This is a genomic window from Pelagibius marinus (genome assembly GCF_014925385.1).
GTDB classification, from domain to species: Bacteria; Pseudomonadota; Alphaproteobacteria; order Kiloniellales; family Kiloniellaceae; genus Pelagibius; species Pelagibius marinus.
Genome location: NZ_JACSDK010000017.1, coordinates 58,698 through 70,310, shown reverse-complemented (window position 1 = coordinate 70,310; position 11,613 = coordinate 58,698). Strand labels below are relative to the sequence as shown.

Annotated in this window: 12 protein-coding genes and 1 tRNA gene; 10 read left to right on the top strand and 3 right to left on the bottom strand. The window is 65.3% G+C overall.

What is annotated here, in order from left to right; translation table 11 throughout:
• The first annotated feature begins 29 nt into the window (after window positions 1–29).
• On the top strand, window positions 30–479 hold the full coding sequence (locus H7X47_RS21390) for a host attachment protein (protein ID WP_193370791.1): 450 nt from the start codon (window positions 30–32) through the stop codon (window positions 477–479).
• Here the strand turns inward: H7X47_RS21390 and H7X47_RS21385 are convergent.
• Both H7X47_RS21385 and H7X47_RS21380 read right to left on the bottom strand, forming a co-directional pair.
• On the bottom strand, window positions 476–1,246 hold the full coding sequence (locus H7X47_RS21385; protein ID WP_193370790.1) for an RlmE family RNA methyltransferase: 771 nt from the start codon (window positions 1,244–1,246) through the stop codon (window positions 476–478). The two genes, H7X47_RS21390 and H7X47_RS21385, sit on opposite strands and share 4 nt — an antisense overlap.
• A 13-nt stretch (window positions 1,247–1,259) precedes the next feature.
• Entirely contained in the window at window positions 1,260–2,387 is a 1,128-nt protein-coding gene (locus tag H7X47_RS21380; protein WP_193370789.1) for a Ppx/GppA phosphatase family protein, read from the bottom strand.
• A 263-nt stretch (window positions 2,388–2,650) separates the two neighbouring features.
• On the opposite strand from H7X47_RS21380, the gene H7X47_RS21375 reads away from it, so the two are divergent.
• The 3 genes from H7X47_RS21375 to H7X47_RS21365 all read left to right on the top strand — a co-directional run bounded on the left by H7X47_RS21375 (window position 2,651) and on the right by H7X47_RS21365 (window position 3,673).
• Window positions 2,651–2,724: transfer RNA gene (locus H7X47_RS21375), tRNA-Gln, on the top strand.
• A gap of 146 nt (window positions 2,725–2,870) precedes the next feature.
• The gene (locus H7X47_RS21370; protein ID WP_193370788.1) at window positions 2,871–3,077 is read left to right on the top strand and encodes a hypothetical protein; all 207 of its coding nucleotides are present in this window, start codon (window positions 2,871–2,873) and stop codon (window positions 3,075–3,077) included.
• Window positions 3,078–3,370: 293 nt separating this feature from the next.
• Entirely contained in the window at window positions 3,371–3,673 is a 303-nt protein-coding gene (locus H7X47_RS21365) for an acyl-CoA dehydrogenase family protein (protein WP_193370949.1), read from the top strand.
• Here H7X47_RS21365 and H7X47_RS21360 read toward each other — a convergent pair.
• On the bottom strand, window positions 3,670–5,622 hold the full coding sequence (locus H7X47_RS21360) for a 3-hydroxyacyl-CoA dehydrogenase NAD-binding domain-containing protein (protein ID WP_193370787.1): 1,953 nt from the start codon (window positions 5,620–5,622) through the stop codon (window positions 3,670–3,672). The genes H7X47_RS21365 and H7X47_RS21360 overlap by 4 nt on opposite strands.
• A gap of 233 nt (window positions 5,623–5,855) precedes the next feature.
• Here H7X47_RS21360 and H7X47_RS21355 point away from each other — a divergent pair, with 233 nt between their 5' ends.
• The 6 genes from H7X47_RS21355 (at window position 5,856) to ggt (ending at window position 11,470) form a co-directional block, all read left to right on the top strand.
• A complete protein-coding gene (locus tag H7X47_RS21355) occupies window positions 5,856–6,644 on the top strand; it encodes an alpha/beta fold hydrolase (RefSeq protein ID WP_193370786.1) in 789 nt (262 codons plus the stop codon).
• 241 nt (window positions 6,645–6,885) lie between these two features.
• On the top strand, window positions 6,886–7,659 hold the full coding sequence (locus H7X47_RS21350; RefSeq protein WP_193370785.1) for a transporter substrate-binding domain-containing protein: 774 nt from the start codon (window positions 6,886–6,888) through the stop codon (window positions 7,657–7,659).
• A gap of 37 nt (window positions 7,660–7,696) precedes the next feature.
• Complete coding sequence (locus tag H7X47_RS21345; RefSeq protein WP_193370784.1) at window positions 7,697–8,392, top strand: ABC transporter permease; 696 nt, start codon at window positions 7,697–7,699, stop codon at window positions 8,390–8,392.
• The gene (locus H7X47_RS21340; RefSeq protein WP_193370783.1) at window positions 8,392–9,108 is read left to right on the top strand and encodes an ABC transporter permease; all 717 of its coding nucleotides are present in this window, start codon (window positions 8,392–8,394) and stop codon (window positions 9,106–9,108) included. The genes H7X47_RS21345 and H7X47_RS21340 overlap by 1 nt, the downstream gene beginning before the upstream one ends.
• A 1-nt stretch (window position 9,109) precedes the next feature.
• Entirely contained in the window at window positions 9,110–9,868 is a 759-nt protein-coding gene (locus H7X47_RS21335) for a GntR family transcriptional regulator (RefSeq protein ID WP_193370782.1), read from the top strand.
• 15 nt (window positions 9,869–9,883) lie between these two features.
• Window positions 9,884–11,470 (top strand): gamma-glutamyltransferase, encoded by a 1,587-nt coding sequence (gene ggt / locus H7X47_RS21330; RefSeq protein ID WP_193370781.1) that lies wholly within the window; start codon window positions 9,884–9,886, stop codon window positions 11,468–11,470.
• Window positions 11,471–11,613 lie beyond the last annotated feature (143 nt).

Genomic DNA, 11,613 nt, shown 5'->3' with positions numbered 1-11,613 from the left:
AAATCTTTACCGAAGTCAGGAAAGTCGCCATGAAACCAACTCGCAGCTGGATCGTCATTGCCGATGGCGCGCGGGCGCGGATCCTGGAGAATACCGGCCCCGGCCAAGGACTTACGCCCCTGCCGGAAGAGGAAATGCGTCACCCCCACAAGCCGAGCCGCGACATCGATGCCGACCGGCCGGGCCGTACCCACGACCGCATGGGTCCGCAGAGCCACGCCATGGAACCGCCGAGCGACGCCCATCGCGAGGAAAAACGGCGCTTCGCCGATGAACTGGCGGAGTTGCTGAACACCGCGGCCCGGCTGAAAAGCTATGACCGGCTGGTCCTGGTGGCCCCGGCCAAGACCCTCGGCGATCTACGCCAGGCCCTGAACAAGGAGGCCGCTGCCAAGATCGACGGCGAACTGTCCAAAGACCTGACCCCGATTCCCGACCACGAGCTGGCCGAGCACCTGGGCGAGGTCATCGCCGTCTAGGCGCCGGAGCCGCCGTCTTCATCGTCTTCTTCCGGGCGCGCGCCACGGAACCCGGTGGCCACCAGGTACATTTCCGCCGAATCGGCCCGACTGGCGGCCGGCTTCACGTGGTTGACCTTGGCGAAGTCCCGCTTCAGTTCGGTGAGCAGCCCGCGCTCCGTGCCGCCCTGCAGCACCTTGGCCACGAAGGCCCCGCCGGGGGCCAGGACCTCGCGGGCGAAGAGGTGCGCGGCCTCGGCCAGGGCCATGACCCGCAGGTGGTCGGTCTTGGCGTGCCCCGTCGAGGAGGCCGCCATGTCCGACAGCACCACGTCGGCCGGACCGCCCAGCGCCGTCTTCAGGCGGTCGGGCGCGTCGTCGTCCAGAAAGTCCCCGACCAGCAGGTCGGCGCCGGTCACCGGCTCCACCTCCTGCAGGTCGATTCCGACAATGCGCCCGCTGCGCCCGCAGCGTTCCGCCACCACCTGCAGCCAGCCGCCGGGCGCGCAGCCCAGGTCGACGATGCGCGCCCCGCTCTTCAGGAAGTGGAAGCGATCGTCAAGCTGGATCAGCTTGAAGGCGGCGCGCGAGCGGTAGCCGCGCTTGCGCGCCTCGGCCACGTAAGGATCGTTGAGCTGGCGCTCCAGCCAGCGGGTCGAGGAGATCGAGCGCCGCTTGGCGGTTTTCACCCTGACCTTGAGATTGCGGCCCGAGGTGTCGCGTCCCGCCCCGCCACGCCCGGAAGACCTTGCCCCGCCGCCTCGCGCCCTGCCGCCGCCTTTCGCCACGCTCCCGGTCCCCTCAGTCCAGACCGGGGGCTGCACCCAGGTCGGCCCAGCGGCCCTCGGGCGCGCTGATGCCGTGGATCATGGCATAGAGCATGCCCTCGCGCAGGCCGCGGTCGGCGACCCTCAGGCGCTCGGCCGGCCAGAGGCGGCAGAGCGCGGAAAGGATGGCGCAGCCGGCCACTACAAGATCGGCCCGCTCCGGGCCGATGCAGGGATGGGCCGCGCGCTGGTCGTAGGTCATGGCGGTGATGCGCGCGCAGATATCGTGCACCGTCGGCATGTCCAGGTAGCTGCCGTCGACCCGCGAGCGGTCGTAGCGCGGCAGGTTCTTATGGACCCCGGCCAGGGTGGTCACCGTGCCGGAGGTGCCCAGCATCTGCAGCTTGCCGCCGGCCACCGAGGCGGTCACCTTGTGGCGGGCGTCGAAGACCGCCACCGCCGCCGCCATCTCCGTCGCCATGGCTTGGTAGGTATCGGGCGAGATTTCGCCGCCGCCGTGGCGCTCGGCCAGGGTGATGACACCAATGGGCACCGAGGCCCAGGCGAAGAGCGACAGCTCCGCCGCGGCCAGGGGGGCGCCCTCCGCCGGCCCGCCGGGCGCGGGCTCGGCCTTCAGCCAGCAGATCTCGGTGCTGCCGCCGCCGATGTCGAACAGCAGGATGTCGGGGATGTCCGGGTCGATGAGGGGCGCGCAGCCGCAGATCGCCAGCGCCGCCTCCTCGTTCTGGGAGATGATCTCCAGTTCGATCCCGGTCTCGCGCCGCACCCGCTCCAGGAAGTCCTCGCAGTTGTCGGCCCGCCGGCAGGCCTCGGTCGCCACGGCGCGCACCCGGGTGACGCCGCGCCGGCGGATCTTGGCGGCGCAGATCTTCAGGGCCTCCAGGGTGCGCGACATGGCCGGCCCAGACAGGCGGCCGCTGGCGGCCAGCCCCTCGCCCAGGCGCACGATGCGCGAAAAGGCATCGACCACCCGGAAACCGTCCTGGGAAGGTTTTGCCACCAGCAGGCGACAATTGTTGGTGCCGAGATCCAGGGCCGCGTAAAGCCCCTCGGAGACGGCTTCTGTGGTACCCGGGCGCTGCCGGCTGGCGTCCGGCCGCCCCCAAGAATCGCGGCCTTGCCCGTTGACGGAGGCGGTCACCTGAAGCTCGTTCCTGTTCTTCTTAAGGGCGCCGGATTGGCCTCCGGCGCCGCTTGTTCAAGGCTTTGGCGGCTATCTTAGCGTGATCACAGGGCTTTTCGCCAGCACCCCTGGTCACGCTGCAGCGCGAAATCGGCAAAAAAATAGCCTGAAAGGGGCCGAAAAACGCCCCAAAAGTGGTTGTCATCAGGGGGGTGGTAGGACTATGTAAAGCACCGCCGCGCTATGAAGAGCCCGCCTGAGGCTCTCTCAGGCCCGCCTGCTGGGGGATAGTTTAGCGGTAGAACTCTCGGCTCTGACCCGAGCAGCCCTGGTTCGAATCCAGGTCCCCCAGCCACTCTTCCAAAAGTACCAGAAAAATCAGTTGCTTACAGGCGCGGAGACGCTCTGTACCACAGAGCTGTACCACACGGCTTGTCCACAAGACGGCCGTTCAAGGGCCTCTCTCCTGGCTACGGCGCACCCACGAAAAGGCCCGCCAGCTTGTCGATCCAGAACCAGCACCGGCGCCGCCGCGGCGCCCTCTACCGCTTCCGCCGCCGCGACCTGCCGGGCGGTGACCTGAGCTACCTTCCCAACGGCCATCGCGAGAAGATCTCGAAAGGCACCGCAGATCCTCTGACGATGGAGCGATACCGCAGCTACCAGGCCCGCGGCATCTTTGCAGCCGTGCGCCAGCAGTTTGCCTGAAGGTGCCAAGCCAATCTTGACGGCATCGCGGGGAAAACGGGCGGATGTTCCGGACAAGCAAATGAATGTCCGTTTAGGGTCACGAGCCGCCTTTCCGGAGGCCACCTCCTCGGGCCTGGTCAGCGCCGCCAGGCTGACATTTGAGGCGTCCAACTCGTCTATGTCGGCATGCAGCCGGGGAGCGGACCAGTCTGCCGCTTCTGATAAACGGCCGCTGAATGCCAGGAGGCGACATCAACTCCTTGGAAGAGCGCGCCTTCACCCCATAGGCAGGTCTAGTCGCGGCGACAAAACTGGAGGCGGCGCAGCTGCTGCTCCTTCGGGCCGCGGCGACAGCGCCAGGCGGCCTGCCCTCCGCACAGGCAGCCGCCATGGCCAAGCTCGCCTGTAACGAAGCCGGTTACTTCGCCGCCAACGAGGCGTTGCAGATCATGGGCGGCATGGGATTTTCCGAGGAAATCACCGTTCAATACTGCCAACGCCGCACCAGGGGTTGGATGATCGCGGGCGGATCGGTTGAGATCCTCAAGACCAAGATCGCCGAGGGCGTTTTTCGTCGCCGCTTTTCTCAACGGCCAGCGGATTCACCTGATTAGCGGGCACCGGCCATGAACATGGGGCCACCTTTATGCCGTGGGAAGCCATAGCCCAGCACCATTACGACGTCGATATCACCAGCGCTTTCGGCAATGCCTTCCCGGAGAATTGCTCTTCCCTCCTCCTGCATGACGCCGAGAATCCGCTGCATGACCTCTTCAGCGGAGAACCGGCGGCGTATCCGGCCGGCCTTTTCGCTCTCCTCCTCGAGGATGTGCAGTACTTCCGCGTCCGGTTCGGCCACTCCCGTGCTGTAGTCGTACCATCCCTTTCCGGCCTTGCGCCCCAGGCGCCCGGCCTCGCAGAGACGATCGGCAATATGCGTATAGCGCTCGGAAGGATCGCGATGCGCCGCGCGAGCCCTGCGTTGCGCCCAGGCGATATCCAGCCCGCTCATGTCCTGCACCTCGTAGAGACCCATAGCGAAACCAAAGTCGCGCATGGCGGCATCGATCTCATGCGGCAGCGCTCCCTCCTCAAGCATGAACTCACAATCCCTGCGGTAAGCGGCCATGATCCGATTGCCGATGAAGCCATCGCAAACGCCAGCCACAACCGGGATCTTGCGCAGCAACCTGGCCAGTGCCGCCGCTGTGGCCAGGGCCCGCGCGCCAGTTGCCCCGCCGCGAACCACCTCAAGCAGCTTCATGACATGGGCCGGCGAAAAGAAATGCAGACCGAGAAGGCGCGACGGGTCTCGGGTCATCGCGGCCAAATCGTTCACATCGAGATAGGAGGTGTTCGTCGCCAGAATCGCGTCCGCCGGCATCACGTCATCCAGGGCGGCAAAGACCTCGCGCTTGACGCTCATGTCCTCGAACACGGCCTCAATCACCACCGGGCAATCCGCCAACGCCGCATAGTCATCACCCGGAATAAGCCGGGCCAAAGCATCATCGGCCTTCGCCTGGGTAACGACCCCCCGCTTGACGCTGCCCGCCAGTGTTTCGGCGACCCGCCGGCGCGCCGCCTCGACAGCAGTTGCGTTTCGTTCTATCAGCCGCACCCCGGAGCCCGACAGCAGCAGCGCGGTAGCTATCCCCGCCCCCATCGTCCCGCCGCCGATCACACCGACATGCGTCAGATCGACGGGCTTGGCATCGACGGACTTCAGACTCTGCCCCGCGGCGCGTTCGGCGAAGAAGATGTGGCGGAGAGCTGCGGCCTCGTGGGAGGCGGCGAGCCGCAAGAACCGCGCCCGTTCTCGGGACAGTGCTTCGGCCGCCGGCAGATCGGCACCTTCTCGCAGGGTAGCCAAGGCCTCGAGCGGAGCCGTCGCACCTCGGCTGCGCTTTAGAAGGCGCCCCTCTTCGACGGTCCAGTCCACCGGGTCGCCTGGCACCAACCTCCTCGATAAGGTCGGCACCGGATCACCCTGCCCTGCAAGCTCAAGTGCCATGGCCCTGGCATCGGCAAGCAGGTTACCGTTGCTCAGCGCGTCGACCAACCCCGTATCGAAGGCCGCTTCAGCCTCCACCGGCTTGCCGCCCGTCACCATTCCGACGGCCGTTCTCATCGGCACAAGTCGCGGCAACCGTACAGTACCGCCCGAGCCTGGAATGATGCCAAGAGTCACTTCAGGCAGCCCCAACTTCGCCGATGGCGCAGTGACGCGCCCGTGGCAGGCCATCGCCAGTTCAAGCCCGCCACCGAGTGCGGTGCCATGGATCGCCGCGACCCAGGGCACCCGCGAGCCTTCGATCGCCGCCAGCACGTCAGGCAGATAGGGTTCGAGGGGCCTCTTCCCCAATTCGCGGATGTCCGCCCCCGCAACGAAACTGCGCCCCTTGCAGGACAGGACAACGGCCTTGACCGAGGGATCCTGGTCAATCGATCGGCAGGCATCCAGGAGCCCGGCCCTTACCTCGCGCCCCAGCGCGTTCACCGGCGGATTGTCGATGATGACGCTGGCGACCTGGTCGTGGACTTCAAGGCTGACGACGGACATATGGTTCCCTCCATCGATGAAGCGCCCCATGCGAGTGCGCCTGCTTTGGGCTGGTATAGGCGCTGCTATGTTTGGAGTAACCAAACAAATGGTTGGGTCTAGACCACACGGTATTTGGGTATGCTTCTCCGGAAGTCGACCGGCGGGCTCGTTCTTCCAGTGCGGGTCAAACCGGCCGGCAAGGTCAAAGGTGCTGTGAGAACTTCAATTACCCTCAGGGACATCTTCAGAGGATGAGTGGCCTACCGGTCTTTGCCTACGATACCGGTCCTGAAAGCGACCTGCCGCCGCTGCTGCTGATCCACGGCCTTTTGTCCAGCCGGGAGCATTGGCTGCCGAACCGGGCCCTGTCGAAAGTGTTCCGCATTATCCGGGTCGACCTTCCCGCGCACGGCGCATCGCCCACGCTGGAGGAGCCCGAAGCGGCTCGACCAGAGGCCATGGTTCGCGCTCTGGACATACTGCGCTGCTCCCTGGGTATTCCGCGGTGGCATATCTGCGGGCAGAGCTTCGGAGCAGGCCTCTCGCTGAGATATGCGCTCGACTACCCGGATCGATGCATCGCGCAGATCTTCACCAACGCGAACGCAGCGCTACGCCGGCACTGGCCTCCAGACGCGCAGGCCGCGCATCGCGATCTGGTTGCGGCGCTGTGGTCCGGTGGGCCCACGGCGATCCGCCGGATACCCTATCATCCGGTCCATGCCCGTCGCTTCTCTCCCGAAATCCGCAAAATCCTGAGCATAGAAGCCGACAAGGTCGATCCCGGAGGCTATGCACTCCTGCAGCAAGAGGCGATCCCGCGACTTTTCGTTTGTGACCGGCTGGGTGAACTGCGGGTCCCGACCTTGCTGGTAAACGGGTTGAAGGAGCGGCGATTTCAGCCAACGCGCGACTGGTTAGCCGCAACTCATCCGGAAATATCCATCACCGATCTCGATGGTGGTCATTCGATCAACATCGAAAACCCTGCGGAGTTTAACCAAGCGGTATCCAGCTTTCTGCAAGACCATGGACCATGACATTTCAATCCGGCGCCTGAGATCCCTCAGCCTGATTTTTGCTTCAGCGGCCTGTTCGCGGCGTTCTTCGCTTTGGCTATTCCAAAGTCCGCGGAATGCGTGGAGGCATTCCGGAGGGCGCGGAGCGTCGAACGCGATTGGGCTCAAAGAGCTTCAGCCGATGTCGTCGGCCAGAGAGACAGTTGACGCAGCCTCGATCGCATGCAATATTGTATACAATAACGACAACAGGGAGCCTGTCATGCGAACCACCGTCAGCCTGATCTTGGGCACGCTTCTGCTTGCCATCCCCGCTTCCGCGCAGGAGCTGCCCAACCCACTCCGGATCGCGACCGAAGGCGCCTACGCGCCCTTTAACTACCTCGACGACGAAGGCAAGGTGCAAGGCTTCGAGATCGACTTGGCGCGTGCCATGTGCGATGAGATCGGGGCGAACTGCGAGTTCGCGGTGCAGGACTGGGATGGCATCATTCCCGGCCTCCTGGCGCAGAAATACGATGCCATCATCGCCTCCCTCTACATCACCGACGAGCGGCGCGAACGCATTACCTTCTCGGACAAGTATTACCAGGTGCCGGCTCGCTTCGTGGTCCCTAAGGCGAGCACGCTCGAGATCAGCCGGGAGGCCATGCAGGGGAAGGTCGTCGGCACCCAGCGCGCCACCAGCTTCGAGCGCTTCATGCGCGATGAGATGGCCGGCATCGACTTGAGGGTCTACGCCACGATGGAAGAGGCCTATCTCGACCTCCAATCGGGCCGCGTCGACGCCATCATGGCCGACGTTGTCGCAGCGTCCGAAGGATTCCTGAAGACGCCGGAGGGAGAGGGCTTCGAGTTCCGCGGCCCGGAGTATACTGGCGCGAAGTGGTTCGGCTACGGCGCCGGTGTCGGTGTGCGCAAGGAAGACGCACACATCGCGGACGCCTTCTCGGACGCCATTGCCAAGGTCCGTGCCGACGGCACGTATCAGAAGATCTCCGAGAAGTGGTTCGGCTTCGATGTCTACGGGGAGTAGATTGCCTGACTTTCGATAGCTTCGCCCACCGACGCTGATGCTCGACCTCAAGGGCTACGGCTGGCTGCTTTGGGAGGGGGTCCAGCTGACGGTAATGGTCTCCGTCGTCTCTATGGCGGGGGCCGTCATCGTCGGGCTCCTTGCCGCCCTCGCGAAACTCGGCCGGTCCAGGCTCCGTTCCGCCATCGTGGAAGCCTACACCACCGTCGTGCGCGGCGTGCCGGAGCTGGTTCTGCTGCTGCTCGTCTACTACGGCGTGCCGACGCTCGTCCAGGACGTGGCGGCGTCGCTGGGATATGACTTCGTCGTCGCTATCAATCCCTTTGCCGCCGGCATCGCAACGATAACCTTCATCTACGGCGCCTTCGCTTGCGAAGTGTTCCGGGGCGCCTACCTGAACGTGCCGGCCGGACAGCACGAGGCCGCCGCCGTCCTGGGGTTGAATCGCATGGCTGCGCTGCGCCTCGTTATTCTGCCGCAGGTGTTCCGCTACGCCCTGCCCGGTCTCGGCAATGTCTGGATGGTTCTGGTCAAGGCGACGGCACTGATCTCGATCATCCAACTGCCCGAGTTGATGCGCAATGCCGACGTGGCCGCACGGGCAACGCGGATGCCGTTCACCTTTTTCTTTGCCGCCTGCCTCGTCTACCTGACGATCACGTTGGCTTCCATGTGGGCACAGGCGCGGGCGGAAGGCTGGGCGGGCCGTGGTGTCGTCGGCGGCAGGCTCTGATGCTCACATTCCTCTCGGATCACCTGGATGCCTTCGCAAGCGGTGCTGTCATCACGCTGCAGTACACGGCGCTCAGTTGCCTCTTCGGCGCAGTGCTTGCCCTGCCCATCGCGCTCATGCGCCTGTCCCCGAAAGCGGCGGTATTCTGGCCCGCCACGATCTACGTGCTGTTCTTCCGGGGAACGCCCCTGCTGGCGCAGATCTTCCTGATCTACTATGGCAGCGGGCAGTTCCGGCCTACCCTCGAGGCCGTGGGCCTGTGGCAGTTCTTCCGCGAGCCGTGGTTCTGTGCGGTCCTGACCCTCTCCCTGAACACTGCCGCCTACAGCTCGGAGATCTTTCGTGGCGCCCTCCAGGCCGTCCCCCGCGGCGAGGTGGAGGCGGCGATGGCGCTCGGCATGTCCGCCCTCCAGCGTCTGCGCTTCATCCTGTTCCCCCGGGCACTGGCGGCGGCGTGGCCCGCCTACACCAACGAAGTGGTCTACCAACTGCAGGCGACCTCGCTGGTATCCATCATCACGGTGATGGATATTACCGGGGTGGCGCGAGTCATCGCCTCGCGGAACTTTGCCTTCTACGAAGCCTTCGTGACCGCGGCGGCGTTCTACCTTGCGATCGTGTATCTCGTCATCTTGCTTGCCAGGCGGGTGGAGAGGCGGCTGCATGCGCATCTTGCAGCGGCCGACGCCAACGGCAGCAGGAAAATCAGGGCCTGATATGAGCCAGAAAGACGCCAGCCCCGACGCAAAGCGACCGCACGCAGGCGGCGGCGCCCTGCGCCGGCATGCCTACGAAGCCCTGAAGGGCATGATCCTGTCCTCGACCTTCCATCCCGGCGAGCGGCTCTCGGAGGTAAGGCTCTCGAAATTGATCGGTGTCAGCCGCACACCGCTTCGCGAAGCGCTCATGCTTCTGGAGGCAGAGGGCCTGGTCATCGGTAGGCAGAATAGCGGCTATTCCGTCGTCCACTTCGAGCCGGAGGCGATCCGCAACCTGCTGGTGGCGCGCGAGGGCCTCGACGCTTATGTCGCCGAGGTCGCCTGCCGCACGGCAACCGACGAGGATCTGGCCCGCCTGAAGGCGGTCATGGCGGAGATCGAGGCGATCAACCAGCACCAGGACAGCGAGTCCCGGGAGCCCGCCCGCGAGCTGGAGCTCGGCCTGAAGGTTCACGAAGTGATCGTTTCGGCAACCCGAAACCCGGTGCTGCAGGATATGACTCGCCGGCTCTACGAGCAGCTGCGGGTTGCCCTCTGGCTTGAAGTGCTCTGGATCGACTCCTGGGATGACGCCGTCGAGCAGCACCGTGAAATCATTGACGCGGTCGTTGCCCGTGATGGGCCTCGGGCTGCCGAAGCGGCACGCGAGCATATACGGGACTCCCTGCGCAACATGGCTCGGATCGAGCGCCTCTACGAGGAACGGCGTCGGCGTTTTGCGTTGCCGCAGCGGCCACCGGGCCGCGCCAAACGATAGAACAGGAGAGATCTTTTGCGCGATTTCGACTTCCCCGGTCGATCGACCGTGCACGCTTGCAACGGCATGGCGGCCACCTCTCATCCGCTCGCGACGGGAGTTGCAATCGATGTCTTGCGCAAGGGCGGCAATGCCCTCGACGCCGCCATCGCCGCCTCGGCGACGCTGGCCGTGGTGGAGCCGCAGTCTACAGGCATCGGCGGCGACTGCTTCGCCCTCATGTGCCTTGGCGGCAGTGAGGAAGTCATCGGCTTCAACGGGTCAGGGCGGGCGCCTGCGGCGGCGGCCCTGGACCTCTTCCTTAAACAAGGCATGCGCGAGATCGAGGCAACCTCTGTTCACGCCGTGACCATGCCAGGCGCCATCGATGCCTGGACCAGATTGCACGAGACCCACGGCTGGATGGACTTCAGTCGTCTGCTCGCGCCTGCCATCGCCTATGCGCGCGGCGGCTATCCGGTGCATGCCCGCGTCCGCTTCGACTGGTTGCGCGCCGCGAATCAGCTTCGGCAGAACGAAGCTGCGCGGGCCGTCTTCCTGCCGCGGGACCAGGTTCCTGGCGAGGGCGACCTGCATTGCCAGCCCGCCCTTGCCGAGACGCTCGCCAAGGTCGCCGCCGGCGGGCGCCGGGCGTTTTATGAGGGAGAGATCGCGGAGGCCATGACCGCCACGCTCCGCGCCGCCGGCGGCTGCCACGTCCTCGAGGACTTCGCGGCCGTGCAAGGCGAATACGTGACGCCGATCTGTACCGACTATCGCGGAATCCGCGTGCACCAGATTCCGCCCAACAATCAGGGCCTGACGGCCCTCATCATGCTGAATATCCTGGAGGGCTTCGACCTCCAGGACTGGGCGCCGCTATCGGCCGAGCGAACGCATCTCGAGGCCGAGGCGGGCCGGCTGGCCTTCGCCGCCCGCAACGCCGCGATCGCCGATCCTGCCAGCATGACTGCGAAGCTCGAGCGACTGCTGTCGAAAGACTGGGCGGGCGAACTACGCTCGAGCATCCGACTCGACCGCCCGCTGGAGAACCTGCCGGACCTCGGCCTCAGGAAGTCCGACACCGTCTACGTCTGCGTCGTCGATCGCGACCTCAATGCCGTCAGCTTTATCAATTCCATCTACGATTCCTTCGGCAGCGCCATCCTCTGCCCACAGACGGGTGTGCTGTTCCAGAACCGGGGCCGATCCTTCCGCCTCGATGCAGACCACCCCAATTGTATTGGCCCCTCCAAGCGGCCCATGCACACCATCATGCCGGGCATGGTGACGCGCGCCGGTCGGGCGCTGATGCCTTACGGCGTGATGGGCGGCGACTATCAGCCGTTCGGTCACACACGCTTGCTGACCAATGTCTTCGACTACGGCCTGGACGTGCAGGCCGCCCTCGACATGCCGCGGGTCTTCGCCGGCGAGTCCTCGCTCGAGCTCGAGAAATCGTTTCCGGCAGAGACAATCCGAGCTCTGCTCGCGATCGGCCACGACGTGCGCCTGGCTCCTGAGCCTTTGGGCGGCGGCCAAGCCATTCTCATCGATCACGGCCGGGGTATTCTCTCCGGCGGATCGGATCCCCGAAAGGACGGTTGCGCCCTGGGCTATTGAGTTCCACGACGCCGCCCCGGCACAGGGCCAGAGGACCCGGGCGGGTTCTACCCATCGGGCGGCAAAGCCACCCATCCAAGCAGGTGGCGGCCGCCAGGTTCCCGCCTCCGCGATGCCTGGCGTATCCTGCTCCTCCCGCTGCA

Coding starts and splice junctions, on each gene's coding strand:
- H7X47_RS21390 (WP_193370791.1), top strand. CDS start 30: ATGAAACCAACTCGCAGCTGGATCGTCATTGCCGATGGCGCGCGGGCG.
- H7X47_RS21360 (WP_193370787.1), bottom strand. CDS start 5,622: ATGTCCGTCGTCAGCCTTGAAGTCCACGACCAGGTCGCCAGCGTCATC.
- H7X47_RS21355 (WP_193370786.1), top strand. CDS start 5,856: ATGAGTGGCCTACCGGTCTTTGCCTACGATACCGGTCCTGAAAGCGAC.
- H7X47_RS21350 (WP_193370785.1), top strand. CDS start 6,886: ATGCGAACCACCGTCAGCCTGATCTTGGGCACGCTTCTGCTTGCCATC.
- H7X47_RS21345 (WP_193370784.1), top strand. CDS start 7,697: ATGCTCGACCTCAAGGGCTACGGCTGGCTGCTTTGGGAGGGGGTCCAG.
- H7X47_RS21340 (WP_193370783.1), top strand. CDS start 8,392: ATGCTCACATTCCTCTCGGATCACCTGGATGCCTTCGCAAGCGGTGCT.
- H7X47_RS21335 (WP_193370782.1), top strand. CDS start 9,110: ATGAGCCAGAAAGACGCCAGCCCCGACGCAAAGCGACCGCACGCAGGC.